Annotated in this window: 32 protein-coding genes and 1 tRNA gene; 16 read left to right on the forward strand and 17 right to left on the reverse strand. The window is 67.3% G+C overall.

Annotated elements, in window-relative coordinates:
* Nucleotides 1-140: 140 nt before the first annotated feature.
* Entirely contained in the window at nucleotides 141-308 is a 168-nt protein-coding gene (locus HZR14_RS05965) for an HVO_0416 family zinc finger protein (protein WP_181691946.1), read from the reverse strand.
* Nucleotides 309-449: 141 nt separating this feature from the next.
* On the opposite strand from HZR14_RS05965, the gene HZR14_RS05970 reads away from it, so the two are divergent.
* The 5 genes from HZR14_RS05970 to thrC all read left to right on the forward strand — a co-directional run bounded on the left by HZR14_RS05970 (nucleotide 450) and on the right by thrC (nucleotide 3,980).
* Nucleotides 450-1,109 carry an alpha/beta hydrolase gene (locus HZR14_RS05970; protein WP_181691947.1) on the forward strand — a complete coding sequence of 220 codons (660 nt, stop codon included), beginning with the start codon at nucleotides 450-452 and terminating at the stop codon, nucleotides 1,107-1,109.
* Between the two features lie 208 nt (nucleotides 1,110-1,317).
* Nucleotides 1,318-1,692, forward strand: coding sequence for a helix-turn-helix domain-containing protein (locus HZR14_RS05975; RefSeq protein ID WP_181691948.1), 375 nt, complete (start codon nucleotides 1,318-1,320; stop codon nucleotides 1,690-1,692).
* An 88-nt stretch (nucleotides 1,693-1,780) separates the two neighbouring features.
* Nucleotides 1,781-2,023, forward strand: coding sequence for a DUF8001 family protein (locus HZR14_RS05980; RefSeq protein ID WP_181691949.1), 243 nt, complete (start codon nucleotides 1,781-1,783; stop codon nucleotides 2,021-2,023).
* Nucleotides 2,024-2,155: 132 nt separating this feature from the next.
* Nucleotides 2,156-2,563, forward strand: a complete 408-nt coding sequence (locus HZR14_RS05985; protein ID WP_181691950.1) for a DUF7475 family protein — start codon at nucleotides 2,156-2,158, stop codon at nucleotides 2,561-2,563.
* A gap of 106 nt (nucleotides 2,564-2,669) precedes the next feature.
* Nucleotides 2,670-3,980 (forward strand): threonine synthase, encoded by a 1,311-nt coding sequence (thrC, locus tag HZR14_RS05990; RefSeq protein ID WP_181691951.1) that lies wholly within the window; start codon nucleotides 2,670-2,672, stop codon nucleotides 3,978-3,980.
* Nucleotides 3,981-4,016: 36 nt separating this feature from the next.
* Here the strand turns inward: thrC and HZR14_RS05995 are convergent, their stop codons facing one another.
* Entirely contained in the window at nucleotides 4,017-4,781 is a 765-nt protein-coding gene (locus HZR14_RS05995) for a DUF6517 family protein (RefSeq protein WP_181691952.1), read from the reverse strand.
* A 122-nt stretch (nucleotides 4,782-4,903) separates the two neighbouring features.
* On the opposite strand from HZR14_RS05995, the gene HZR14_RS06000 reads away from it, so the two are divergent.
* Nucleotides 4,904-5,314: a hypothetical protein gene (locus HZR14_RS06000; protein ID WP_181691953.1), complete on the forward strand. Its 411-nt coding sequence runs from the start codon at nucleotides 4,904-4,906 to the stop codon at nucleotides 5,312-5,314.
* Between the two features lie 157 nt (nucleotides 5,315-5,471).
* A complete protein-coding gene (locus HZR14_RS06005) occupies nucleotides 5,472-6,917 on the forward strand; it encodes an MATE family efflux transporter (RefSeq protein WP_181691954.1) in 1,446 nt (481 codons plus the stop codon).
* A 31-nt stretch (nucleotides 6,918-6,948) separates the two neighbouring features.
* Here the strand turns inward: HZR14_RS06005 and HZR14_RS06010 are convergent, their stop codons facing one another.
* From HZR14_RS06010 to HZR14_RS06055, 10 genes are all read right to left on the reverse strand, one after another.
* Nucleotides 6,949-7,128 carry a hypothetical protein gene (locus HZR14_RS06010; RefSeq protein WP_181691955.1) on the reverse strand — a complete coding sequence of 60 codons (180 nt, stop codon included), beginning with the start codon at nucleotides 7,126-7,128 and terminating at the stop codon, nucleotides 6,949-6,951.
* Nucleotides 7,129-7,212: 84 nt separating this feature from the next.
* On the reverse strand, nucleotides 7,213-7,926 hold the full coding sequence (locus tag HZR14_RS06015) for an adenosylcobinamide amidohydrolase (protein WP_181691956.1): 714 nt from the start codon (nucleotides 7,924-7,926) through the stop codon (nucleotides 7,213-7,215).
* Nucleotides 7,926-8,939, reverse strand: coding sequence for a threonine-phosphate decarboxylase CobD (gene cobD, locus HZR14_RS06020; protein ID WP_181691957.1), 1,014 nt, complete (start codon nucleotides 8,937-8,939; stop codon nucleotides 7,926-7,928). The genes HZR14_RS06015 and cobD overlap by 1 nt, the downstream gene beginning before the upstream one ends.
* Nucleotides 8,929-9,585, reverse strand: a complete 657-nt coding sequence (locus tag HZR14_RS06025; RefSeq protein ID WP_181691989.1) for an NTP transferase domain-containing protein — start codon at nucleotides 9,583-9,585, stop codon at nucleotides 8,929-8,931. The genes cobD and HZR14_RS06025 overlap by 11 nt, the downstream gene beginning before the upstream one ends.
* Entirely contained in the window at nucleotides 9,585-10,340 is a 756-nt protein-coding gene (cobS, locus tag HZR14_RS06030; RefSeq protein ID WP_181691988.1) for an adenosylcobinamide-GDP ribazoletransferase, read from the reverse strand. Before cobS ends, HZR14_RS06025 begins: the two co-directional genes overlap by 1 nt.
* Complete coding sequence (gene cbiB, locus HZR14_RS06035; RefSeq protein ID WP_370464958.1) at nucleotides 10,337-11,260, reverse strand: adenosylcobinamide-phosphate synthase CbiB; 924 nt, start codon at nucleotides 11,258-11,260, stop codon at nucleotides 10,337-10,339. The genes cobS and cbiB overlap by 4 nt, the downstream gene beginning before the upstream one ends.
* Complete coding sequence (locus HZR14_RS06040; RefSeq protein ID WP_181691958.1) at nucleotides 11,257-11,877, reverse strand: HAD family hydrolase; 621 nt, start codon at nucleotides 11,875-11,877, stop codon at nucleotides 11,257-11,259. Before HZR14_RS06040 ends, cbiB begins: the two co-directional genes overlap by 4 nt.
* Nucleotides 11,878-11,929: 52 nt before the next feature.
* The gene (locus HZR14_RS06045; RefSeq protein ID WP_181691959.1) at nucleotides 11,930-13,660 is read right to left on the reverse strand and encodes a radical SAM protein; all 1,731 of its coding nucleotides are present in this window, start codon (nucleotides 13,658-13,660) and stop codon (nucleotides 11,930-11,932) included.
* A 114-nt stretch (nucleotides 13,661-13,774) separates the two neighbouring features.
* Complete coding sequence (locus HZR14_RS06050) at nucleotides 13,775-13,972, reverse strand: hypothetical protein (protein WP_181691960.1); 198 nt, start codon at nucleotides 13,970-13,972, stop codon at nucleotides 13,775-13,777.
* Between the two features lie 208 nt (nucleotides 13,973-14,180).
* Nucleotides 14,181-15,158: a DUF429 domain-containing protein gene (locus HZR14_RS06055; RefSeq protein ID WP_181691961.1), complete on the reverse strand. Its 978-nt coding sequence runs from the start codon at nucleotides 15,156-15,158 to the stop codon at nucleotides 14,181-14,183.
* A 94-nt stretch (nucleotides 15,159-15,252) separates the two neighbouring features.
* Between HZR14_RS06055 and HZR14_RS06060 the strand changes: the two genes are divergently transcribed.
* Together HZR14_RS06060 and HZR14_RS06065 are read left to right on the forward strand one after the other, a co-directional pair.
* Nucleotides 15,253-15,411: a DUF7559 family protein gene (locus HZR14_RS06060; RefSeq protein ID WP_181691962.1), complete on the forward strand. Its 159-nt coding sequence runs from the start codon at nucleotides 15,253-15,255 to the stop codon at nucleotides 15,409-15,411.
* Entirely contained in the window at nucleotides 15,408-15,875 is a 468-nt protein-coding gene (locus tag HZR14_RS06065) for an Hsp20/alpha crystallin family protein (protein WP_181691963.1), read from the forward strand. The genes HZR14_RS06060 and HZR14_RS06065 overlap by 4 nt, the downstream gene beginning before the upstream one ends.
* 26 nt (nucleotides 15,876-15,901) lie before the next feature.
* Here the strand turns inward: HZR14_RS06065 and HZR14_RS06070 are convergent, their stop codons facing one another.
* On the reverse strand, nucleotides 15,902-16,171 hold the full coding sequence (locus HZR14_RS06070; protein WP_181691964.1) for an HAH_0734 family protein: 270 nt from the start codon (nucleotides 16,169-16,171) through the stop codon (nucleotides 15,902-15,904).
* A 106-nt stretch (nucleotides 16,172-16,277) separates the two neighbouring features.
* Here HZR14_RS06070 and HZR14_RS06075 point away from each other — a divergent pair, with 106 nt between their 5' ends.
* From HZR14_RS06075 to HZR14_RS06105, 7 genes are all read left to right on the forward strand, one after another.
* On the forward strand, nucleotides 16,278-16,559 hold the full coding sequence (locus HZR14_RS06075) for a 50S ribosomal protein L44e (RefSeq protein ID WP_181691965.1): 282 nt from the start codon (nucleotides 16,278-16,280) through the stop codon (nucleotides 16,557-16,559).
* Nucleotides 16,560-16,561: 2 nt separating this feature from the next.
* Nucleotides 16,562-16,735, forward strand: coding sequence for a 30S ribosomal protein S27e (locus HZR14_RS06080; RefSeq protein ID WP_181691966.1), 174 nt, complete (start codon nucleotides 16,562-16,564; stop codon nucleotides 16,733-16,735).
* An 85-nt stretch (nucleotides 16,736-16,820) separates the two neighbouring features.
* Complete coding sequence (locus tag HZR14_RS06085; protein ID WP_181691967.1) at nucleotides 16,821-17,621, forward strand: translation initiation factor IF-2 subunit alpha; 801 nt, start codon at nucleotides 16,821-16,823, stop codon at nucleotides 17,619-17,621.
* 4 nt (nucleotides 17,622-17,625) lie between these two features.
* Nucleotides 17,626-17,805 carry an RNA-protein complex protein Nop10 gene (locus HZR14_RS06090; protein ID WP_181691968.1) on the forward strand — a complete coding sequence of 60 codons (180 nt, stop codon included), beginning with the start codon at nucleotides 17,626-17,628 and terminating at the stop codon, nucleotides 17,803-17,805.
* 162 nt (nucleotides 17,806-17,967) lie between these two features.
* A complete protein-coding gene (locus tag HZR14_RS06095; protein ID WP_181691969.1) occupies nucleotides 17,968-18,717 on the forward strand; it encodes a proteasome assembly chaperone family protein in 750 nt (249 codons plus the stop codon).
* A complete protein-coding gene (locus HZR14_RS06100) occupies nucleotides 18,714-18,929 on the forward strand; it encodes a hypothetical protein (protein WP_181691970.1) in 216 nt (71 codons plus the stop codon). The genes HZR14_RS06095 and HZR14_RS06100 overlap by 4 nt, the downstream gene beginning before the upstream one ends.
* A gap of 82 nt (nucleotides 18,930-19,011) precedes the next feature.
* Nucleotides 19,012-19,848 carry a 2,3,4,5-tetrahydropyridine-2,6-dicarboxylate N-succinyltransferase gene (locus HZR14_RS06105; protein WP_181691971.1) on the forward strand — a complete coding sequence of 279 codons (837 nt, stop codon included), beginning with the start codon at nucleotides 19,012-19,014 and terminating at the stop codon, nucleotides 19,846-19,848.
* A gap of 381 nt (nucleotides 19,849-20,229) precedes the next feature.
* On the opposite strand, the gene HZR14_RS06110 is transcribed toward HZR14_RS06105, so the two are convergent.
* The 4 genes from HZR14_RS06110 to sufD form a co-directional block, all read right to left on the reverse strand.
* A tRNA-Gln gene (locus tag HZR14_RS06110) sits at nucleotides 20,230-20,302 on the reverse strand.
* 134 nt (nucleotides 20,303-20,436) lie between these two features.
* Nucleotides 20,437-20,874: a metal-dependent transcriptional regulator gene (locus HZR14_RS06115; protein ID WP_181691972.1), complete on the reverse strand. Its 438-nt coding sequence runs from the start codon at nucleotides 20,872-20,874 to the stop codon at nucleotides 20,437-20,439.
* Nucleotides 20,871-21,356, reverse strand: coding sequence for a ferritin-like domain-containing protein (locus HZR14_RS06120; RefSeq protein WP_181691973.1), 486 nt, complete (start codon nucleotides 21,354-21,356; stop codon nucleotides 20,871-20,873). Before HZR14_RS06120 ends, HZR14_RS06115 begins: the two co-directional genes overlap by 4 nt.
* Before the next feature lie 133 nt (nucleotides 21,357-21,489).
* Nucleotides 21,490-22,752 (reverse strand): Fe-S cluster assembly protein SufD, encoded by a 1,263-nt coding sequence (gene sufD, locus HZR14_RS06125; protein ID WP_181691974.1) that lies wholly within the window; start codon nucleotides 22,750-22,752, stop codon nucleotides 21,490-21,492.
* Nucleotides 22,753-22,853: the final 101 nt, after the last annotated feature.

Raw genomic sequence — 22,853 nt, forward strand, 5'->3', positions numbered from 1 at the left:
AATGCCGCCCACAAGTATAAACAGCATGTTTGTTTTCGAGGACGGTGCGAACGACCCCCGGCCATCGGGCGCTCATACGGGTAGCACACCGACGCGACGCGTACGGGACGAAAAGAGGGCGGGGCGAAAAGAGGGCGGTATCAGTTCGGTCGCCAGCCGCAGACCGAGCAGTTCGACGCATCGAGGGCGTGAAGGCCGCCGCAGTCGGGACAGCGCTTTTTGTTATAATCGCGCTCCCAGCCGGGCGTCTCGGTTTCGTGGCCACGGTCCTCGAGGAATTCGTCGAACACGTCGTTTGCGGTCGCCATACGGGTCACCCTTAGACGACATCGATAATAAACGCTGTGGTGGTTCTTAGCACGAGGGACGATGCCGTGGCGCTCGGGGGATCGGCACGCGTTTCTGTGCGACCGCGCGCGCTTTTTATTGGATCGCGCCCTACGGGGTATATGGATGTCGACGAGGATCTCCCGCTCGCTCACGTCAGTCGTCCCGGAACCACCGATTCGGACGCCCCAGCAGTCGTCTTGATCCACGGCCGGGGCACGAACGAACGCGATCTGCTCCCCATCGGAGCACAGCTCCCCGAGGAACTCCACGTCCTGAGCGTCCGCGCCCCAGAGCCGATGGGCGGTCCCGACAGCTACACCTGGTATGAGTTGGACCTCTCGGCGGGCGGTCTCCACGGCAGCCAACCCGACGCCGAGGGGTTCCGGCGGAGCCTCGATTCGATCCACGGGTTCGTCGAGGCGGCGATCGACCGCTACGACCTCGACCCCGACCGGATCGGCCTGCTCGGTTTCAGCCAGGGCGCGATCACGAGCATGGCCGCGCTGTTGGAGCGGCCGGACGCCTACCGGTGGGTCGTCGCGCTGAACGGCTATCTGGCCGACTCACACGCGTATCGGGCCGAAGAGGCGGCCGGCAAACCGGCCTTCGTCGGCTGTGGATCGATGGATCAGGTCATCCCGCCCGAGCGTGCCGAGCGCGCCGCCGAGACGCTCGCCGAGGGCGGTGTCGACGTCCGGTTCGAGCGGTACGACGTCGGCCACGGGACGACTCCAGAGGAACTCTCGGACGTCCTCGGATGGCTGGCGGGGCGGTACTGACACGGGGGGCGGTACTGACGTGGGCGGATGGTCCGTCCGCACTGACTCGACTCACCCCCTATGGCTCCGCCGACGCTGCCGACCCCGTCGACGCCGCCAACGCTGCCGACCCCGTCGACGCCGCCAACGCTGCCGACCCGCCGATTATTCCCCCGTGGACGCCGGCGGGATCAACGGGATTTATCGACGCCGAGCGACGAAGGCCCGTATGGAATCCGACCCGGATCCGGCGCGTTTTCGTGATCTCATGCTCGATGGCGAACCGGGATTCGAGGAGGTTCTCCGGTGTGTCTTCGGGATACAGGACCACGAAGCACGCCTCTATCTGGAGCTTCTCGAAGCACCTGACAGCACGGTGGCGGAACTCGCCGAGACGGTCGATCGTGATCGAAGCAACGTCAATCGTGGACTGACGACGCTGATGGAAAAGAACCTCGCCGAGCGCCGTCGTCGGCTCCTCGACAGCGGCGGCCACGTATATCAGTACCGCGCGACACCGCCGTTGGAGGCCCGCGAACTGATGCACGAGACGCTCGACGAGTGGGCGGCATACGTCCACGAACGGATCGACGAGTTCCCGTAGCGCGGACACGCGACCCCTGTGTCCGCGTCACGGGGGGATCGGCGGCCGTGTCCGTTAACTAAAGTGTGGGCGGTGTCTTTGGGGACGTATGTCCGACTCGACAGTCATAGAGCCCGGCGAACGAACCGCGGAGGAACTCCTTTCGGGACTGGAAAACGGTGAGCGGTTCGTCGTCCGGACCGAGGTGTTGGGATCGATCGAGGAACTGACGCTGCGGTTCGACGGGGAGATCTACTACTGCGACTCGCCGACGATACTGCACAAACACACCGACGCCGACGAGATGCGTGAATGCATCGAGGACCTCGGCTTTACCCGAGGGGACGAGTGACCCGTTCCGGGGTTCGGGCTGATCTCCCCGACAGTCCGTGAGGGCCCCTCCGGTGGTACACAACGGCTTCGCCGATACGTTTCGATGACCGTACCACACAGGTTTTCACCCTCCCCTCAAAACCGATCGAATATGTCCTCGACACATACAGCAGGCTCGGAACCGCTGTTCTCGAAGCCCTCCAGCCCCGTCGGGATCGTCGCCGTCGTCATGGCCACCGTGACGGGCGTGTTACACCTCCTCGCGGTGATGAACGCGATTCAGTTCGATCAAACGCTCGCGATCCTCTTTGCGCTCAACGGTCTCGGCTTCCTCGGGGGGATCGTCGTGTACCTCTCGCGGTACTGGCGGCGACCGCTGTTTCTCGTCGCGGCGGCGTACGCGGTCGTGACGATTCTGGCGTTGTTCCCCGAACGCGGGTGGGGCCTCGAAGCGTTCTACATGGAGGGCAGCATCAACCCGATCATCGTCATCACGAAGGCCGCAGAGGCGATACTCGCCGCCTGCGCGCTGTATCTGTACGCCGGATCGGGCGAATAGAGACGCCGAGTCGGATACGCGAAGCGAACACCCTCGCCGGCCACCCCCCCGTCGACGGCCGGGCGAAAGCGGCCCCTTTTTGCGACTCCGCGTCCCACTCCCGGTAATGGCAGATCTCGCGCTCCCCGACCGTCCCGACGCCCCCGAGGTCGCCGACGACGGCGTCTGGCTCCACTGTATCGAGTGCGGTCACGAACACGCCCCCTTCGAGGACATCATCTACACCTGCACCGAGTGCGGTGGACTCCTCGAGGTCCGATACGACCGGTACCCGACGTTCGACGAGTTCGAGGGAACCGGCGTCTGGCGGTACAACGCCGCGTTACCGTTCGAGGAGGGCGTCACCCTCCCGGAGGGGAACACGCCGCTTCACCGGGCCCCGCGACTCCGCAAGGAGATCGGCGTTCGCAACCTCCGGATCAAACACGAGGGGATGAACCCGACCGGATCGTTCAAAGACCGCGGTATGACCGTCGGCGTCCGGGTCGCAGAGAAACTCGACGTCGGTCGGCTGGCGTGTGCCTCGACCGGGAACACGTCGGCGGCGCTGGCCGCCTACGGTGCCCGCGCGGACCTCCAGACGCTCGTGTTGTTGCCCGCGGGCAAGGTCGCCGCGGGCAAGATCGCCCAGGCGAGCCTTCACGACGCGCGGATCCTCGAAGTCGACGGCAACTTCGATTCGTGTCTCGACATCGTCCAGGACCTCGCCGACCGCGGGGAGGCGTACCTGCTCAACTCGCTGAACCCGTTCCGATTGGAGGGCCAAAAGACGATCGGCCTCGAGATCCTGGAATCGTTCTACGACGAGCACGGCCGGTTCCCGGATCGGATCGTCCTCCCCGTCGGGAACGCCGGCAACACCGCCGCTCTGTATAAATGCTTCCGCGAGATGGTCGCAAGCGGCGATCTCGCCCCGGGCGACGTACCGAAGCTCACGGGCGTCCAAGCGGAGGGGGCCGCCCCGATGGTCGAGGCGATCGAGGAGGGCCTCGACGACACCCGCCGCTGGGAGGACGTCGAGACGGTCGCGACGGCGATCCGGATCGGGAACCCGGTCAACGCCCCGAAAGCGCTCCCCGGCATCCGCGAAACGGGTGGAACGGCGGTCGCCGTCTCCGACTCGGAGATCACCGACGCACAGCGGGCGATCGCCGAGGAAGGCATCGGCGTCGAACCGGCCTCCGCGGCGTCGGTCGCCGGCCTCCGAAAGCTTCGCGAATCGGGCGTCGTCGGAAGCGGCGAGGACGTCGTCTGTCTCACGACCGGCCACCTGTTGAAAGACCCCGACGCGGCGGCAGCGGCCGGAAGCGATCCCGACCCGGTCGCGAACAGCACCGACGCGGTCCTCCGATCGCTCGCCGGCGGGAGCGGGACGCTGGGCGGCGTGTTGGGTCGGCTCAAGCGCCTGCTCGGGTAGGCAGCCGTTCGTTCCGGGACGTTCCGTCCGCTCCGGTCAGCCGTTCGTTCCGGAACGTTCCGCCCGCGTCGAGAAGGGGATTTCCGGGCCAAATCCTCCGTTGGATCCCGTGTCGGCGTCCGACCCGGCATCCGCACCGCCCTCCACGCTATCGTTCACGTCGGACGGCGGCGTGTATTCGAGCGACAAAAACAGTCGGGCGATCGAGTTCGCCTCGTCCGCCTCGGCCGGATACGCCCCGTAGGCGACGACCGTGTCACCGGTGTCCGGCCGTGGCGCTCGCATCAAATGAACGAAGGCCGTGGGAACCTCATCCCCGTCGGTCTCGGTCGCCAACACGGTGACGTTCACCGGCTCCCCGAACGGCTCGATGGTGTAGTTGCCGTACTGCTCGAACCCCTGGGAGTCGGTTTCGGGGAGATACCGAAAGACCCGGTCGTGGTCGCCGGTCAACAGCGGATTGAGGCGTCGCCCGGCGACGCTCACCTCCGGCGTCGTCACCACGCCGAGCCGTACCGTACCGACCCCGGCCGGCAGGTCGCTTTGGCCGCCGTACTGAGCGACGTGGTTGCTGATAACGATCCGCGTTTCGTTTCCGTCGCCCCCGCCGCTCGCGCTCACCGTCTCGTTGAACGTCCGCGTCTCCTCGTAATGGAGTTCGTATCCCTCGTCGGCGAGCGACTCGTTTTCGATCACGGTCGCGCCGGACTCGAAGGCGAGACCGTCACCGCCGAGCGGGACGGCCGAACAGCCGGCGATCGCCACGAACACCACGGTCACCCCGATCAACCGAGTCTGCATGTGGCCCGAATCGCACGCCGAGCACATAGCGTCCCGATCGGGTTCACGGCTCGAAACGGCGGCTCGATCGCCCGACAGCGGGGATCAGAACGTACTTTCCTCCCGGCCGTCCACGGTTCGGTATGGAGCCACCGTCGGATGCGCGATCGACCCGCCGCGGGGTCTGTCTCCTCGCTTTGACCCTCCCGATCGCCGGATGCGTCTCCGATCCCGGTGCCGACTGCCGGGGGGCGACGGTCCGGCTATCGTTGCGCTCCGTGGACTCGGTCGAGACGCCCCTCGTGTTCGACACCGAACGACTCTCGGCGGAGGCCGTCGCCGTCATCGAGACCGCGATCGGATCCGAGCACGTCGAACACTGTGTGTCGTGGGATCCGGATCCGGACGAAACCGGACCCTCGCCCGGACTGGCGGAGGTCGGCGAGTCGATCGAAGCCCACACCGGGAGCGATCTTCCCTCGGACGTCGAGGCCGACGTTCGGTTTCGGGGGGAGCCATACCGGCTCTCGTTGATCACCGACCACGAGGGATGAAAAAGACGGGCCGCTGTCACGGATCGCCGGTGAGCACCGGGGCGGATCGGCCCTCGCCGGGACCCGACGACGGCCCGTACGAGCGCCCTCGACCGGCCTCCGTTCGGGCCGGACGGGAAGAGTTTTCTCCGGGAGGCCGGTCAGTTACGGCTACGACGTGTCCCCGATTCCGAACCCGATCCGTCTCGGTATCCTCGCGATCGGTCTCGCGCTCGCGCGTGTCGGGCTCATCACCGAGGCGCACGCCCGCGAGACGACGGCGCTGGCCTGGCCACGGATCCTCACCGGGATCGCCCGGATGTCGAAAAACGCCGTCGACGTCGCGATGGTGGGAACCGCCGTCGGCTCGGCGGCAATCGCGGGTGTCGGTATCGCGGGTCCGTTCTGGGGGCTGGCCTTCGCGGTCGGCGGCGGGGTCGCCGGCGGGACGATCGCTCTCGTCAGCCAGCGGTACGGTGCCGACGCGTACGAGGACCTCGGCCTCGCGGTCCGATCGAGCGCGCTCCTCGTCGTCGTCGTGGCGGTGCCGATCACGGCGGTGTTTCGGCTGTTCGGACCCGAGCTTATCGGCCTCCTGAGCAGCGATCCCCGCGCCGTCGAACTCGGCGGCGAGTACCTCCGAATCGTCGCCTTCGGGATCCCCTTTGCGGGGTTGAACCTGGTCGGAAGCCGGACGCTCGTCGGGTCGGACGACGCCTACACCGCGATGGTGCTTCGGGGCGGCGGGGCCGCGTTGAACGTCGCAGTGAACGCCGTGTTGATCTTCGGGGTCGGGCTGGGTGTCGTCGGCGCGGCCCTCGGGACGGTGCTGTCGAACGTCGCCGTGACGGCCGCCTTCGCGATCGGACTCACCGTGGGCCGGTTCCCCGGTGCGGGGACGTTCCCGGTCACCGTCGATCCGACCGGAACGTACCTCGACCCCTCAACGGTCTCGGATCTCGTCGCGATCGGCCTGCCGGTCATGGGTCGAAACCTGGTCTGGACCGTCGCGGAGTTCCCGATGTTCGCCATTCTCGACGTCTTCGGGCGCGACGTCGTCTCCGCGTTCGTCATCACCCGCCGCATCTGGGGGTTGATGAACACCCCCGGCTGGGGCTTCGGCCTCGCCTCCTCGAGTCTGGTTGGCCAGGAGCTCGGCGTCGGATCGGAGGACGCCGCGGCGGGGTATGGCCGCGAGATCATCGGCTTTTCGGTCGCGGTGTACGCCGTCTCCGGAGCGCTCGTGTTCGCCTTCGCGGACCCGATCGTGGTGCTCTTCGTCGACGACCCGACCGCGGCCGCCGTCCCGATCGCGACCGATCTCGTCCGGGTCGCAAGCGCCGCGATCGTGTTTCGGGGCGTCTCCGGCGGCGCGGCCGGTCCCCTCGACGCCGCCGGCGATACCCGCTGGCCGTTCATGAGCCAGACCGTCGGCGTCTTCGGCGTCTCGATCCCGCTCGTCTACCTCGGTGCGACGACGCCATTGGGGCTCTATGGGCTGTATCTCGCCTTCTTCGCGGAGACGTCCGTCCCGGCCGTACTCAACTACTACCGGTTCCGATCCGGCGTCTGGAAGCGCATCAGCCGGGAGTATCGCCCCGACGTGGAGCCGATCGACGACTGATGGGGAACCGGCGTACGCGTCGAGGGACGTTTCACCGATCCGTCGGCGATCCGTCGCGGCGATGTGAGAGCCGTTCGGCGACGACCGACGGGACCCGAGTCCGACAGTACCGACAGTACCACGTTCGCCCCGTCGTCGTCGGCTCCCGCTGGAGGTCCTCGACCGCACCCAGCCTCGCCCCGCAGCCGTCACACGTGTACGCGGAGGACATATCGGGTATTTTGTTCGGGGGAATACAGTCCTGTCGCCGCCGGCGTACGCGTCGGAGCCGACCCGCCGAGGAAAGCCGGCGACGCTACGGCCGGAAGACGGCCGAAGAGCCGGACGTGACAGTCGCGTGTTCGGCCTCACGGGGATCCGGCAGGTCGCCACCGTATCGGGCGGCGAGGGCGGCGGCGAGCGCGTCCCGGACACAGACGCGCGCCGCGTTGCCGACGGCGGTCGCACTTCCGGCGAACGCCGCCCCCTCGTCGACGTCCGGACAGCCGACGACGACCGCGTCGCTCGTCGTCCCGGTACAGCCGGCGCGGTCGAGGAGGGTCGCCGCCTTCGCCTCGACAGCCGTCGCGAGGAGCCCGGCCAACCCACCGTCGGTCAGCGGCTCGCTCGATCCGACGAAGACGTTGACCGTTCCGGGGTGGAACGCGTCTCCCTCGGCGGCGAACGTCCCCGCGTCACCGTCACCCCGCCCCGCGCCATCGGAGCGCTCACGCGGGGGCAACAACGCCGGATTCGACAGCCCCGCCGTCACGGCCGCCTCGATCGCCCCGCGTTCGGCCCCCCGGGCGTCCGTCTGCCGGACGCCGGTCAAAAGCGTCGGGCCCGTCGGGGTCGTACCCAGTCGCTCGGCCGTATACGCCGCGAGATCCGTCCGCTCGAACCCCTCGGGGACGGTGAGGTTGTGGGCGGCCGGGGCCGTCGCGTAGCCGCCGTCGAAGCCGTTCGAGAGCCATCTCGTCCCCGGCCGACGGAGCGTCAGGCGTCCGTCGCTCCGCTCGTAGGCGAACATCACCGCACCCCATCGAGCACCGAGAGCAGCCGTTCTGTCGCCTCGCGGCTCCGAACCGCGATCCGGACGTGACGATCGAGTCCCCGGAACGTGGTCGCATCCCGGAGGACGACCCCCCGGTCACGACAGGCCGAAAGCACTCCCGCGGGCGCTTTGCCGACGTCACAGAGGACGAACGGGGCGATCGAGGGATGGACGTCGAACCCACGGGCCTCGAGCCCCGCCCGGAGGCGGTCGCGTTCCGTCTCGACCCGCCGTCGGGTCGCCTCGACGAACGACGAATCCCGCATGACGTGGGCGCCGACGGCCGCCGCGGGCCCGCCGACCGACCACGCCGGCCGGGCCGCTCGGAGCCGTTCGCCGACCTCGCCGTCGGCGACCGCAAAGCCCGCCCGGAGACCGGGGAGTCCGAACAGCTTCGTGAGCGAGCGGGCGACGACGACGGCGGGGTGGCCGGCGAGTGACCGCCGATCGGTGAACCCCAAGAACGCCTCGTCGGCCAACAGCACCGTTCCTGAGGCCTCACAGCGGTCGGCGAACGACCGGAGTGCCGGCTCCGGGGGGCACTCGCCGGTCGGGTTGTTCGGCGTACAGACGATCGCCATCGCGTACCCCGAGGGATCGCGTTCGAGGATCGCATCGTGGGGGACGACGACCGCCTCACCGCCCGCCAGCCGGACTTCGCGGGCGTACTCCCCGAACGACGGGGCCGGAAGGAGAACGCGATCGCCCGGCGAGACGGTCACGCCGATCGCCAGCCGGATCGCCGCCAGCCCACCCGAAAGCGGGACGACCGATCCCGGTCGACAGCCGACGTAGTCGGCCGCCGCCGCCCGGAACTCGTGGTAGCCGTCGTTCGGATACGACCGGGCGGCCTCGAAGGCATCCCGGTAGACCGCCCGCGTGCCGTCCGGCGTGCGGGGATTGATGTTCGCGCTCAGATCGAGGACGTCGGGATCGTCGCTGGAGCCGTGCGGGACGCGCCCGACGCCGTCGACGCTGTCAGGATCCATCGGTGGCTCCCCCCTCCAGCATCGCTTCCTCGGCCGATCCGTCGCCGGTCCGGCCGGCCGTCTCGGCACCGTCGTCGACGCCACCGGCCACGCATCCGCGAGCCCCGCCGTCGAGCGCCTCGGCGACGGCCGCGTCGGCCGGCCGGTTGACGTTGACTGCGAGGCGGGCGTCGGCCCGCACCGAGATCGTCTCCGCGTCGCGCTCGCCGACGACGTTCAGTCCCGTCGGGACGAGCGTCCGGCCGTCGTGGGTTCGGGTCGTGTCGACGCTGACACCGAGGCGGCGCTTGAGAGCCTCCGGCACACAGACCGTCAGCGCGCCGCCGTCGTGGGCCTCGATCGCCCGATCGACCGGATCGGCGCACAAAAGCGGGAGGTCGGCGGCGACGGTCAGGGCCGGCCGGTCCACGCGTCCGAGCGCCTCGGTCAGGTCGGCGACGTATCCCTCACCGGCCGCCTCGACGACCGGGACCCGCCCGCGGAGGCGGCGGGCGGTCTCGGGTGTGTGCGGTGACGTGACGGCGTATACCGTGTCGACGCGGCTCGCACGGAGCGCATCGAGGACTCGCGAGACCATCGGATCGCCGTCGACCTCGAAAAGCGGCTTCTCGCCGCGGTCGAGCCGCGTTCCGGCCCCGCCGCACATCACGAGAGCGTCCACGCGATCACCCCCAGATGGATCCCGATAACGCGGGCGAGTTCGTTCGTCGCGCCGAAGACATCGCCGTTGACGCCGCCCAGTGTCCCGTCGGCCCACCGGATGAGACCGACGGCGACGAGCGGGCCGGCGGCGACGGCGACGAGTCCGGCGGCGACGGGAGCGAAAAACAACGCCGCCGGGAGCGCGGCGAGGGCCGGCCCGAGGAGTAACGCCGGCTCCGAACGCCCCGTGAACGCCGATCCGAGCCCTTCGTGGGCCGCACTCGCGAGGCAGGCGACGGTCGCCATCCCGAGTTTCGCGCCAACCTCTGCGGCGACGACGATCCCGACGGCGACGAGCGGCGGTCCGGCAGCGAGCGCCAGCGCACCGAGGACGAGTCCACCGATGACGACCCCGACGGCGACGATCGCGCCGACGCCGGTCGCGGTGTCTTTCAGCGCCTCCCTGCTGACCCCATCGCCGTGTGCCGCCATCGCGTCACCGAGGTCTGCGACGCCATCGAAGTGTGGGATCCCGACCAAGACGACGAGCGTGAGGAGATAGCCGAACGCGACCGTCGGTGCGGGCGCGGCTCCCGCAACGAGGAACGGAAGCGCCGCGACCGCGCCGACGAGATACGCAACCAGCGGGAACGCGGCCGGAAACGACCGGAACCGGTCCCAGTCGTCCTCGCCGGATCCGACCGGGAGTCGGGTGAGAAACGCGACGCCGCCGCGAACCCCACCGACGATCGCGCTCAGAGCCACCGAACCACCCCCACGAGGGCGGCGCTCGCATACACGAGGACCGCGGCCCGCCGGATCGCGTCGATCGCGTCCCGGCCGTCCGGGACGGTCGGATGGCTGGCGACGCCGTTGAGCGTGTAGACGCCGGGCTTTTCGAGTCGGACGTTCAACGCCGCCGCGAGGGTGCCCATCGGCCAGCCGGCGTTCGGGGACGCCGGATTGTGGACGTATCGGCGGGCGCGGAGCGGTGCGTCGGGGTCACCGGCTCCCAGGGCCAAAAACGGTGCCGAGAGCCGAGCGGGAACGAACATGACGAGGTCGTCGAGTCTGGCGCTCCCCCACCCGAACGGGCCGGGATAGCCGAGCATGGAATCCATCGTGTTCGCCCCCTTGATAAATGCCGCGCCGGCGGCCGCCGCGGGGATCGAGACGAACGAGAGCGCGACGAACGCCGAAAGCGGCGCGAGAAAGCCGTCCGAGAAGTTCTCCGCGAGGCTCTCGACGGCCGCGCTCCGGACGAGGTCGGACGACAGTTCGGCGGCGTCTCGGCCGACGAGCGCCAAAAGCGCCTCCCGGGCGGCGTCGAGGTCGGTGTCGCTCGATTCGACGACTCGCCGGGCGCTCCCCGTGAGCATCCGGACGCTGGAGGCGATCCAGAGGACGAGTCCCGCGACGATCGCCGCCGAAAGCGTGGTCGACCCCGCCTCGGCGAGGCCGACGAGCCCGTAGGCGACGAGCGCACAGCCGGTCGGGACCGCGAGCGCGTAGACGGCCCCGGCGAGCCTCGGGACCGGAGATCGCCTCCGTTCTAGCCGTCCGATCACCCGGCCGAGGAGCGCGACCGGGTGTCCGTCGGCGGGTGGCTCGCCGACGGTGGCCTCGAGGCCGGCGGCGACCCCGACCGAGACGACGAGAGCACCCCCGGAATCGATCACTGCTCGGACTCCAGTAGACCGGGGAGCTCCGGGAGCGGGACGTCTGCGACGTCGACGAACCGACCGCCGACCGCCTCGATTCCGCCGTCCGTTCCGGGGTCGTCACCGACGTGGAGGAGGGCATCCGTCCCGACGCCGAGTCGATCGGCGACCGTCTCGAAGGCCCGAGAGTCCGGCTTCCGCCACCCACAACCGACGCTCGCGACGACGGCGTCGAAGGCGTCGCGAAGCTCCGCACGGACGAGCGTCCGGCCGACGAGCTCCGGAACGCTGCAGTTCGAACAGAGCCCGACCGGCCCCCGCTCGGCCGCGGCCTCGATCGCCGACAGCGCGCCCGCCCGCCGGCTGACGGCCGGGTCGAAGGCGGCGACGACGGCCCGCCGGGCCGCGTTGTTCGGGGCATCGACGCCGCGGGAGGACAGCGCCGCCGCGACGTGGGCCGGAAGCGGTACTTCCGCACCCGCCGGGGCGTCGATGTGGACCTCGCGGTAAGCATCACCGAAATCCGGCGGGACCGATACGCCGCGCTCGGAGAGCGCCTCGGCGACCGCGGTCGCGGGATCGTCGGGCGTCTCCGTGACGACGAGCGTACCGAAGAGATCGAACGAGACTGCCATTAGGAAGCCGTACCGATCGCAGCGACTTGAACCTCGCGGGACCGACTCCGTATCAGCCGGCGTGCTCGGGCCGTCCGGCCGTACAGAACCGAGAGAGATCGAGGTCGTCGGCCGCCTCGGCCGCGTGCTCGTAGGGGCGGCCGACGACGATGTTGCCGGCGCGCTGTCTGCCGACGCCCGGAATCATCCGGAGTTCGTCCATCGAGGCCGCGTTGACATCGAGGGGGTACGGGACGCCCGAGACCGACCGGAAGCCGTGATCCGTGACCGCGACGTCGATCGTCCGGCCGAGTTCGCGCTCCCCCGGCAGGCCGACGAGCAGGGCGTAGGTGCCGAGTTGGCGGCCGAACGTCTTGCCGTCTTGGTGGTACTCGAGATAGACGTTCGGCAGGACGGTCCCCGGCGGCGCGACCCGCTGTAACATCGGGTTGTCGATCTCCTCGCGGACCTCGCGTTTGTACGTCTTGAACAGCTGTTTGTGATCGTTAGCGATCTCCGCGCCCGTCTCGGCCATCTCGGTCCCTTCGAAGGCCATCACCTGCCGAATGTTGATCCGGCGGACCATCAACCCCGCCTCGTAGACGTCCCGGAGGAACTGCTTGTTGTGCTCGAACGTCTCCCGCCGTTCGCCGGCGAGGCCGTGAACGAGGTTGATACCAGGCAACAGCTTCGGCAGGCGGTCGGCGTTCGGGTCGAGAGAGGGCCCCGACGCCCGCCCGCCGTCGCCCGCCTCGCCGGGCCGCCATCCGCCCTCCTCGTTGACGATCCGGACCGCCTCGAGACACTCCTCGGCGGTGACGAGCAGGTTGTTCTTCGCTTGGACGAGCGGGTCCGCCGATTCGAGGCCGAAAGCGGCGGTATCACCGGGGGTGTTGTGTTCGGCGATGATCCGGATGCCCTCCCGCGACCGCTCGGGATAGTCCGTGATCGTCACGGGGTTCATATTGTCGAGATGGAGCGTTCCGAGGTCCGGGACCGCTTTACGGATGCCACCGTAGAGCGCCTCCAGTGCTTCGGGGTTCGGGGCCTCCCCGTCGCCGCCGTAGGCGAGGATGTCGGCCTGGCGTCCGAGCCGGAAGTGACGCGCACCGTGCTCGGCGAGGCGTTCGACCTCCCCGACGACGGAGCCGGGGGTCCTGAAACTCGGGTCGCCGTACATCGGCTCCGTACAGAACGAACACCGGTAGGGACACCCGCGAGAGGTCTCCATCTCACAGATGAGATACTCGGGATGGTCCGGGTGCTGTTCGATGACGAACGCGCCCTTCGAGGCCCACCGGTCCAGTTCGGCGTTGTCGCGGTATCGGTCCTCGAAGCCCTCTAGGCCGCCGTGAACGAGGTCGTAGACGGCGGCCTCGACGTCTGCCATCGCGAGAAAATCGTAGTCGAGGTTCTGCCGTTCGGTCTCCGAGGCCCCCTCGTTGGCCTCCCCGACGCCGAAACGGACCGGCCCGCCCATCACGCTCGTCCCCTCGGCGGCCCAGGCGAGTTCTTTCACCTCGTCGGGTTCGGCGGGCGTGCCCCCGACGTATTTGCCGGGGACGGTCATGCCGCCGACGTAGACGAACAGATCGGCGTCGACGACGTCGCGCCACGTGGCGCGGTCCTCGCGGAGCTCGTCGATCGTGTGATACGTGATCGCGCCCGCGGGGACACCGGCGTCGACGGCGGCACCGGCGGCGAACCGGGGGTACGTCGAGATGTACGGTGGGACGCCGAAGTGCGCCGGCTCGTCGACGTAGCCGTCGACGATCGTCACGTCGAGATCCGACGGATCCTTCATACCACGGTCCAGGGCATCGACGGATAAAACGGATGCGGATGGGCCGCGCCGAAGCGGCCGTGAATCGGCCAATCCGCGGTCACGGCCGGTCAGGTGCGGCCGGTCCGAACGCGGTCAGTGCGATCCCGACGTAACCGGGTCGAGGCCGCCGGTCTGTCCGAGCGTGAACGTGTATATCAACGCGACGACGGCGAGTGCGACGGCACCGATGCCCGCGGAAACGACGTCGCCACGGGACAGTACGAAGCCGAAGAACGCGCCGATGAACAGTCCGAATCCGAGGCCGCCCGCCACTTCGAGTATCTTGACCATATGCGGGATTTCGGCGGTCGTTTAATATAGATTTCGTCTCGTCCCACGGCCACGCCCGCTTCGCCCGACGGTGAACGGCACACCTGCGGCCGTCACCCGCCGGAGTCCACCCCACACCTGCGGCCGTCACCCGCCGGAGTCCACCCCACACCTGCGGCCGTCACCCGCCGGAGTCCACCCCGGCGCCGAGATACCGTACCCACGCCGCTCAGACGTATATATGGCCCTCCCGGTCGTCGAACGGACGGTCAGTCACGAACTCCCGCTCGACCGCTCGCGCCGTCGCGACGGCCGCGACGACGCTGTCGAGGGCGTCGCCTCCGGGTTCCTCGAGGGCGGTTTCTCGAACTGACGCGGGGAGTTCGAGTGACACACGATCGGGGCCGGCCGTGTCACCGGGGTCGGTCGATGACAGCCGGTTCAGGATTCGCCGCCGCCCGTCACGCGCTCCATCAGCCCCGTCTTTGTACCCCGTATCGACCGTTCCGAGCCGTCGGAGCGTCCCGGCCGGATAGACCTCGATCACGTTTCGGGACCCGGCGCTCCGGTACGGGCCATCGTCGTCGGGGGGCGGCGAGGGCCGATCCCCCTCGGCGACCTCCGGTCCGTTGATATGCCGTCGGATAGAGGCGTTGGTACTGTCGGTCCGGGACGGATCTCTGTCGGGCGGTATCGGACGCCCCGTCCGAACCGGCGGGACCGCGATCGATCCCGAATCGACGAGCGGGGCGAGCACGTCCCGGATCGCGTGAAGCGTCTGGTAATACGTGATGAAACTGTACGGTGAACTCGCACCGACGGTCCGGTCGGTCCGTCGCTTCAGTTCGACCCCTTCCCCCGGTCGCGACCGGGCGAGGGACGTACACCGCTCACGCATTCCGGTCGCGGCGGCGTCGGCGAACGAGTCCGCAAACCAGCGCGTCGCGCCGGTCCACGTCTCGACCCCATCGGGGAGCAGTTCGGCCGGAAGCCCGAACGAGGCGTCGATCCCGGTCGTTCCCTCGGATCGTCCGAGCGTCTCCTGGAGGCTCCGGAGGATCGCCCCGCGCTTCGTCTCGCCGAACCGATCGGCCGCCGACCGACAGCGGTCGATCCGCAACTCGCCCCCCTCGAGTCGCCCCTCGGCGATCCAGATATCGTCGCCCGGCTTCCGGCCACCGCTGAAGTCGATCCCGCGGATCTCCATGCGGAGAACGTAGGGCAGACGGGGACAAAACCGCCCGGAAACCGGACAGTCCGCTGCCGGGGAATTGATTAGCGTCTCGCCCGTAGACGGCACCATGCCGAAAACTCTGGAGGTCGTCTGCACACGCGACGACTGTGATCTCGACATGGTCGAACTGCACTACCGGTACTCGATGCCCGATGGAACGGGGGCGGAAGCGTTCAGTTGCCCCTACTGTGGGGAAAGCGATGGGCTGGAGGAGTTGGACGCATGATCCGGGACGTGGGGGCATCCATCGGACAGGCCGTACTGGACGGGATCGGCCGCGCCACGAGCCGGCTACACGAGCGCAAATCGCTGCCCGCCGACCTCCTCGAGAGCGATGACGCCTACCTCGCCGTCTTCGACGGACCGGGGGCGATCGCCGACGACGTCTCGGTTCACTTCGAGGCGAACACCCTCTCGGTCAGGATCGACCGGTTTCGGGAGTTCTACGAGGGATACGAGATGCGGTTTCCCGGGCGTGGGCTCGCCCTCGGCGGCGAGGTCTCGCTTCCGGAGGGCGCGTCGGTCGACGCCGACCGGGCGACGGCGACGCTCACCCGAAACGGAACGCTTGAGGTACTGCTCCCGAAAACGGATCCGGACGGCGACGACGGTACCGACGAGGCCACGATCGAGGCGGACGGCCACGATGCGGGCGACGGGTCCCCCGACGCCCCCGACATCCACGAGTAGCCGCTTCGCCCCCGATTCGAGGACCCTCAGGCGGTCGCCGGATCGCCCTTCGCTTTGAGTACGGTGACGTCCGCGGCGTCGACCGCCTCGGCGTCGAGACGCATCGGAATGAAGTTTCGGCGCTCGAAATCCTCGCGCTCGTCCGCCGATCCGACCGTACACCACAGCTGTACGTCTTCGGGACCGTGCCACTCGCCCTGTCTGGAGATCCCGAAGCAGACGTACTCCTCGCCGCCGACCTCGATGACGGCGTCCTTTCGGATTCCCGGGTCGCCGCGGATGATGAGTTTCTTCATACGCGGCGTTCGTCCGAATCCGGGTTAAGCGCTTCGCACCCACGGGGCGTCGACGAGGAAAAAACCAAACCCGTTTTAACCCACCGCCCACTACCGATCGGTACCTATGGAAATGCCACGCCGGTTCAACACGTACTGCCCGCACTGTCATACCCACCACGAGCACGAGGTCGAGAAGGTCCGGACGGGCCGATCCTCGGGTACGAAGTGGGACGCTCGCCGAACCCGCCGCGGAAAGGCGGTGATCGGAAACGCCGGCCGGTTCTCGAAGGTGCCCGGTGGCGACAAACCGACCAAGAAGACGGACCTCAAATACCGCTGTGGTGACTGCGGTAAGGCCCACCTCCGAGAGGGATGGCGTGCCGGGCGACTCACCTTCCAGGAGTAACGATGGCGGGAAACTTCATTCGCGTCCGCTGTGAGGACTGCGAGAACGAGCAAGTACTGTTCGGAAAGGCGGCGAACACGGTCGACTGTGCGGTCTGTGGATCGACGCTCGCGACGCCGACGGGTGGCGAAGCCGACGTCCACGTCGAGGTCGTCGAAACCGTCGAAGCGCGATAACGCTCTCGACCCCGTCGATGTGCGGTACGTTCGGCCGGCGGGCGACAACGGTGCTTTTATTCTCATCAGACGGGTAGTTCCGGATATGAAATACAGCGGCTGGCCCACCCCCGGTGAACTCGTCGTCGGACGCGTCGACGAGATCGAGGATTTCGGTGTCTTCGTCGATCTAGAGGAGTACGAGAACAAACGCGGGCTGGTCCACGTCAGCGAGGTCGCCTCCGGGTGGATCAAGAACGTCCGCGATCACGTCAACACCGATCAGATGGTCGTCTGCAAGGTGCTCGACGTCGACGAGAGCGCCCAGCAGGTCGATCTCTCCATCAAGGACGTCAACGACCACCAGCGGTCCGACAAGATCCAAGAGTGGAAGAACGATCAAAAAGCCGATAAGTGGATGGAGATCGCGTTCGGCGAGGAGCTCGGGGACGACGACTTCCGCCGGATCGCGAACGAACTGATCGAGAAGCACGGATCGCTCTACGCCGGATTCGAGCAAGCGGCCATCCACGGCCCCGAAGCGCTCGAAAACACCGATCTCGACGACGAGGAGGTCGACGCGATCGTCGGGACGGCGCGTGAAAACGTCTCCGTCCCCTACGTCACCGTGACCGGCTACGTCGATCTGGAGGCACCGGGTGGCAACGGCGTCGAGGACGTCCGCGAGGCGCTGTCGGCCGCCGAGGGCAACGGCGAGATCCCCGACGAGGTCGACCTCGACGTGACGTACGTCGGATCACCCGAATACCGGATCCGGGTACAAGCCCCGAACTACAAGACCGCAGAGGATCAACTGGAGGCGAGCGCCGGCCGCGCCCGCGAGTCGATCGAATCGCTCGGCGGCTCGGCGGACTTCCATCGGGAGCGCCGAACCGACGAGGAGTAGCCGGATGGCGAAATCGGACATCCGCGTCTGTTCGGCGTGGGAGACCGAACACGACGAACCGGTATATACCCTCTCCGAGCGGTGTCCAGCGTGTGGTAGCAAAGCAAACAACAGCGCTCCAGCGCCGTTCAACCCCGCCGATCCCTACGGCGAGTATCGACGCCGGGCCCGACGCCGGGACTGATTTGGACCGTTGCTGACGACACGTTGTCGTACGGTCCGACTACCGTCGAAGGGATCTATCGTGTGGGTTCCGCATCCCCGTGGATGCGGGACGCGCCGCCGAATGGCGTCCAACAGCGTGAGATCGCCGTGTTCTTAAGGCGATGGCCGCCCAGTCACTCGTATGGACGAGTTCGATATCGATCGGTTAGCCGATCCCGATCTCGACGACCCCGTGTTGATCGAGGGGTTGCCAGGCGTCGGCCACGTCGGGAAACTGGCCGCAGAACACGTACTCGAGGAGTTCGACACGGAGCTGGTCCGGCGGATCCACTCGGAGCACTTTCCACCGCAGGTCACCGTCGAGGAGGGGCGGACACAACTGGCCAGCGCGGAGGTGTACGCGGTCCGCGACGCCGAGTGCGACCTGCTCGTGTTGACCGGCGATCACCAGGCCGGCGACGGGCCGGGACACTACCGGCTGACGGAGACGATCCTCGACGTGGCGGCTTCCTTCGACGTGGATCGGCTGTACGCCCTCGGCGGGATTCCGACCGGCGAACTGGTCGATGAACCGGACGTCGTCGGCGCGGCAACGACCGACGGCCTCATCGAATCGTTGGAGGCGACGGGCGTCGAGTTCCGCGAGAACGAACCGGCCGGCGGTATCGTCGGCGTCTCCGGACTCTTACTCGGGCTTGGCCAGCGGCGCGGCTTCGAGGCCGCCTGCCTGATGGGCGAGACGAGCGGCTATCTCGTCGATCCCAAAAGCGCCCGCGTCGTCCTCGAGACCCTCGAGACCGTCGTTCCCTTCGAGATCGAATACGGCTCCCTCTCGGAGCGCGCCGAGGAGATGGAGGACGTTGTCAAACGGATCCGCCAGATGGAACAGGGAACGACGCCGAGCGAAGAAGATTTGAGGTACATCGGATGACACGCGTACCGGTCACCGACGACGTCGTCGAACAGCTCCGAGACGTCCTCGAGGCCGACCTCCTCGACGACGAGCACAATCACATGGGGGCCGGGTTCGCAGCACAGGATCTCGGCCACGAGGAGTTGGCGCAGTTCATCTACGAGGCCGACGCCGCGACCTACTACGAGGCGCTCGAGCGCGCCCGGAACCGGCTCGAATCCGACGCGTGAGGGCCGACGCGGGGGCTCCGAACGCCGGGGCCGAGCCGCGATTCCAACAGAGCCAAGTTCGTCGTTTCCCTCCCTCGATACGATGAGTACACTCCGTGCGGACATCGAGGACCTGCAGCGACGCTACGACGAGGGGCTGAGTACCGAGGACGTCGGCGACGACGAACGCGCCCTCCTCGGGGAGTTCCTGACCGCACTCGAGGCCGGCGAGATCCGTGCCGCCGAAAAGGAAGACGGCGAGTGGGTCGCCAACGGCTGGGTCAAACAGGGCATCCTGCTCAATTTCGGGCTCCGGTCCATCGAGACACACACCCACGGCGGGGTCGCCTACCACGACGTCCTCCCGCTTCGAGAGACCGACGACCTCCGGGAGCGCGGCACCCGGAACACGCCGAACGGCACCGTCATCCGTCGGGGTGCCTACGTCGGCGGCGACGCCATTTTGATGAGCCCCGCGTTCGTCAATATCGGCGCGTACGTCGGCGACGGCACGCTCGTCGATTCCTGTGACACCGTCGGATCGGCGGCCCAGATCGGCGACAACGTCAAACTGGGCGCGAACACGCTGATCGGCGGCGTGCTGGAGCCTGTCGAGGCCGCACCGGTCGTCGTCGAGGACGACGTCTCCCTCGGAGCCGGCTGTCGCGTCACGAGCGGGTTCGTCGTCGGCGAGGGCAGTGTCGTCGGCGAGAACACGCTGTTGACCCCCCGAATCCCCGTCTACGACCTCGTCGAAGAGGAGATCATCTACGGCGAACTCCCCCCGGAGCGGCGGGCCTTCAGCCGGTTCGTCGAGTCCGGCATCGGCGACCACGACCTCTTCGACGGCGGCGCGTACAAACCCGCCGTCGTCGCTACCGACGTCGAAGCGGAGACGCTCGAAGCGACCGAGCGCGAGGGCGCGCTCCGGGACAACTGATCCCCGACAGCGCTGTCCATCCGCTCCTCACGTCCGTTCGTCGCACCCGAACATCGATCCCGAACCAACCGGATTCGAACCGCGAGGACTCGCTCCGCTCGCCCTCTGGGCTCGAATCCGCCGGAGACTATCCGCTCCTCACGTCCGTTCGTCGCACCCGAACATCGATCCCGAACCAACCGGATTCGAACCGCGAGGACTCGCTTCGCTCGCCCTCTGGGCTCGAATCCGCCGGAGACTATCCGCTCCTCACGTCCGTTCGTCGCACCCGAACATCGATCCCGAACCAACCGGATTCGAACCGCGAGGACTCGCTTCGCTCGCCCTCTGGGCTCGAATCCGCCGGAGACTATCCGCTCCTCACGTCCGTTCGTCGCAGGATAGTCCCGGGCGGATTCGAACCGCCGTCAACGGCTCCAAAGGCCGCTATGATTGGCCACTACACCACGGGACTTCATCTGCCGGTAGGCCCCTCCGGCACAATAGGCTTACTCTTTGTCGCCGCTCATACAGAGTACGCTCACGGTGTCCCACAGAGCGCCACCCCCGCTGACGGCGCGTGGCGCTCCGAGACGAGCGTACGCAATATCAGTCAGCGGGTCCGGTAGATGCCTCGAGTTCGAGTAGCTCACACGCGTCAGTCTCGGCGTCAAAGCAATCCGGACAGCAGTCCTGTCGATCGATGATCGTATCGAGCCGTTCTGCGACCGTCTCGTCGATGACGCTTTCGAGTTGGCGGGCCTCCGTTTGAAAGTCCTCGACTTCGAGTACCTCCCAAAGGAACCGTTCGATGATACAGTACGTCTGGAGCGCGTCACGGGCTTGCCCGATCCCCTCGTCGGTCAGCGAAACGCCTTTGTACTTCTCGTGTTCGGCGAGCCCGCGTGATTCGAGTTTACCGATCATCTCGTTCGCGCTCGCCGGACTCACCCCGAGGTTGTCGGCGATCGCACCCGTCGAGGCCGGGCCGTCGGCCTCCTCTTGGACGAGATAGATCGTCTTGAGATACTGTGCCTGCGTGTTCATTCTCGTCGCTCCATATGTGCTGTCACTTCCTCGACACCGTCTCGTTCGTCGGCTCTGATCCCCCGAAGGACGGCGAGGAGTCGATCACGATCGATGCTAAACTCCACGTCGGATCCCTCGATAGCGGCTATCAAGTCGTCATAGAACTTGTACGCCGTCTCCTCGTTACACAGCTGATCGTACAGTACCCCGTCGAAGTCGGTATCGGACTCGTATCGGGCGGCGACGAGCGTCTCGATCTCCTCGTAGGCGACCGGATCGGCATCGAGTCCGTCGACGAGCGACTCGAGACGGCGTCGGTGCTCGGCGGACTCCTGGGCAGCCCCCTCGAGTAAGTCGACGACGTCACTGTCGAGGACCTCCTCACCGAGCGTTTCGTGGTGTTTGTGCGCACGAGCTTCGACGACCTCCTCGAGAACCATTCCGATCTGGAGGAGCCGAGCGAGCTGGTGATCCGACGCGACCGGGTGTGTGAGGCTCACTGCGTCTGTCCCTCCAAAACGTCCATACCCATTCCTCGGGGAGCCACGAATATAAATATGCCCGTCGGGCACGGCGCTGTGTGACCGCGAACCGGTGACGTGGGGCCGTCGGTGAACGGGGAGGTTCGGTGAGCTACTCCCGCGACTGGAGGCGGTCCTGAATACGACTTCGAAGGTCGTCTCTGAGCTCCTCGACTTCGATCTCCTCGAAGACGGGGACGTAGAACCCCTCGACGAGCATGTTCCGCGCGAGCCGTTCTCCGAGCCCGCGGGAGGTCATATAGAACATGTCCTCCGCCGAAACCTGCCCGACGGTCGCACTGTGGGAGGCCTCGGTATCGTGATTGTTGATGATGAGTTTCGGCGACGCGTCGGCCTCGCTCTCGTCGGAGAGCATCAGCGTGTTCTCGCGCTGGTAGGAACTCGTATCCCACGCGTCAGCGCCGACGTGTTGGACGCCCTCGTAGACCGAGCGGGCCACGTCGTCGACGACCCCGCGCGTAACGAGGTCGGCCGTCGTGTGCTCGGCGTTGTGCCACACGCGGGCATCGATGTCGAAGTGCTGGTCGTTGTGGCCATAGAAGGCACCGACGATCTTCGACTCCGAGGCGTCACCGTTGAGGTGACTCTCGACTGTGGCCTTGCTCAGGTGTGAGCCGACGTTGCACTCGATCCAGTTGGCCGCCGCGTAGGTATCGATGTCGGCCTCCCGCAGCGAGTACACGTACGTCGTCTCATCGAGATCCTGAAGGTTTCCGAACTGGACGTAGCTGTTCTCGTGGGCGGCGATCTCCGTGATCCCGCTGTAATAGCGGTTGCCCTCGGCCGTTCCGGCGGCTTCGCCGTCGCCCGAGGGGGCCTCCGACGCATCGCCGTCGCCCGTCTCCTGCCGTTCGAGGATCGTCACCGACGACGACTCCTCGGCCACGACGAGGGTGTAGTTGAACAGCGATCGGGAGTTCATCGTCGTCCTGATCGTTACGTCCTCGGCGTCGACGCCTTCCGGTACGTGGATGACCGTCCCGGTCGTAAACAGCGCCGTCGATAGTGCCGTCAGGTAGTTCGATTCGGGGTCGACGATGCTTCCGAAGTACTCCTCTAAGAGAGCGCCGTGTTCGTCGACCGCCTCGGAGAACGACAGGACGTCGGCCTCGTCCGGACCGAGTTGGTCTTTCTCCTCGGCCGCGTCGAGCGGATCGACGAGACTGTCGTAGTCGAGTTCTTCGAGGTTCGTCCACGTACGTCCGGGCGTCTGGATGACGTCCGGGAACGCCAGATCCTCGAGCGCGTCGAGCGCGTCGAGACGCGTTTCGAGGAGCCATTCGGGCTCGTCGAGTTCTTCTGAGATCTGTCTGACCGTCGCTTCGTCGATGGATGCGTGTATTTGTGTAGACATGTTATCCGAGCGAGCCCTCCATTTCGAGTTCGATCAGCCGGTTGAGTTCGACCGCGTATTCGATCGGCAACTCCTCGGTGATCGGTTCGATGAACCCCGCC

Source organism: Natronomonas salinimetallica (assembly GCF_013839515.1).
Lineage (GTDB): Archaea > Halobacteriota > Halobacteria > Halobacteriales > Haloarculaceae > Natronomonas.

Bases quoted from the DNA above. Each gene is read 5' to 3' on its own strand.
- HZR14_RS05965 (WP_181691946.1), bottom strand. From the start codon at position 308: ATGGCGACCGCAAACGACGTGTTCGACGAATTCCTCGAGGACCGTGGC.
- HZR14_RS05970 (WP_181691947.1), top strand. From the start codon at position 450: ATGGATGTCGACGAGGATCTCCCGCTCGCTCACGTCAGTCGTCCCGGA.
- HZR14_RS05975 (WP_181691948.1), top strand. From the start codon at position 1,318: ATGGAATCCGACCCGGATCCGGCGCGTTTTCGTGATCTCATGCTCGAT.
- HZR14_RS05980 (WP_181691949.1), top strand. From the start codon at position 1,781: ATGTCCGACTCGACAGTCATAGAGCCCGGCGAACGAACCGCGGAGGAA.
- HZR14_RS05985 (WP_181691950.1), top strand. From the start codon at position 2,156: ATGTCCTCGACACATACAGCAGGCTCGGAACCGCTGTTCTCGAAGCCC.
- thrC (WP_181691951.1), top strand. From the start codon at position 2,670: ATGGCAGATCTCGCGCTCCCCGACCGTCCCGACGCCCCCGAGGTCGCC.
- HZR14_RS05995 (WP_181691952.1), bottom strand. From the start codon at position 4,781: ATGCAGACTCGGTTGATCGGGGTGACCGTGGTGTTCGTGGCGATCGCC.
- HZR14_RS06000 (WP_181691953.1), top strand. From the start codon at position 4,904: ATGGAGCCACCGTCGGATGCGCGATCGACCCGCCGCGGGGTCTGTCTC.
- HZR14_RS06010 (WP_181691955.1), bottom strand. From the start codon at position 7,128: ATGTCCTCCGCGTACACGTGTGACGGCTGCGGGGCGAGGCTGGGTGCG.
- HZR14_RS06015 (WP_181691956.1), bottom strand. From the start codon at position 7,926: ATGTTCGCCTACGAGCGGAGCGACGGACGCCTGACGCTCCGTCGGCCG.
- cobD (WP_181691957.1), bottom strand. From the start codon at position 8,939: ATGGATCCTGACAGCGTCGACGGCGTCGGGCGCGTCCCGCACGGCTCC.
- HZR14_RS06025 (WP_181691989.1), bottom strand. From the start codon at position 9,585: ATGTGCGGCGGGGCCGGAACGCGGCTCGACCGCGGCGAGAAGCCGCTT.
- HZR14_RS06040 (WP_181691958.1), bottom strand. From the start codon at position 11,877: ATGGCAGTCTCGTTCGATCTCTTCGGTACGCTCGTCGTCACGGAGACG.
- HZR14_RS06045 (WP_181691959.1), bottom strand. From the start codon at position 13,660: ATGAAGGATCCGTCGGATCTCGACGTGACGATCGTCGACGGCTACGTC.
- HZR14_RS06050 (WP_181691960.1), bottom strand. From the start codon at position 13,972: ATGGTCAAGATACTCGAAGTGGCGGGCGGCCTCGGATTCGGACTGTTC.
- HZR14_RS06055 (WP_181691961.1), bottom strand. From the start codon at position 15,158: ATGGAGATCCGCGGGATCGACTTCAGCGGTGGCCGGAAGCCGGGCGAC.
- HZR14_RS06060 (WP_181691962.1), top strand. From the start codon at position 15,253: ATGCCGAAAACTCTGGAGGTCGTCTGCACACGCGACGACTGTGATCTC.
- HZR14_RS06065 (WP_181691963.1), top strand. From the start codon at position 15,408: ATGATCCGGGACGTGGGGGCATCCATCGGACAGGCCGTACTGGACGGG.
- HZR14_RS06070 (WP_181691964.1), bottom strand. From the start codon at position 16,171: ATGAAGAAACTCATCATCCGCGGCGACCCGGGAATCCGAAAGGACGCC.
- HZR14_RS06075 (WP_181691965.1), top strand. From the start codon at position 16,278: ATGGAAATGCCACGCCGGTTCAACACGTACTGCCCGCACTGTCATACC.
- HZR14_RS06080 (WP_181691966.1), top strand. From the start codon at position 16,562: ATGGCGGGAAACTTCATTCGCGTCCGCTGTGAGGACTGCGAGAACGAG.
- HZR14_RS06085 (WP_181691967.1), top strand. From the start codon at position 16,821: ATGAAATACAGCGGCTGGCCCACCCCCGGTGAACTCGTCGTCGGACGC.
- HZR14_RS06090 (WP_181691968.1), top strand. From the start codon at position 17,626: ATGGCGAAATCGGACATCCGCGTCTGTTCGGCGTGGGAGACCGAACAC.
- HZR14_RS06095 (WP_181691969.1), top strand. From the start codon at position 17,968: ATGGACGAGTTCGATATCGATCGGTTAGCCGATCCCGATCTCGACGAC.
- HZR14_RS06100 (WP_181691970.1), top strand. From the start codon at position 18,714: ATGACACGCGTACCGGTCACCGACGACGTCGTCGAACAGCTCCGAGAC.
- HZR14_RS06105 (WP_181691971.1), top strand. From the start codon at position 19,012: ATGAGTACACTCCGTGCGGACATCGAGGACCTGCAGCGACGCTACGAC.
- HZR14_RS06115 (WP_181691972.1), bottom strand. From the start codon at position 20,874: ATGAACACGCAGGCACAGTATCTCAAGACGATCTATCTCGTCCAAGAG.
- sufD (WP_181691974.1), bottom strand. From the start codon at position 22,752: ATGTCTACACAAATACACGCATCCATCGACGAAGCGACGGTCAGACAG.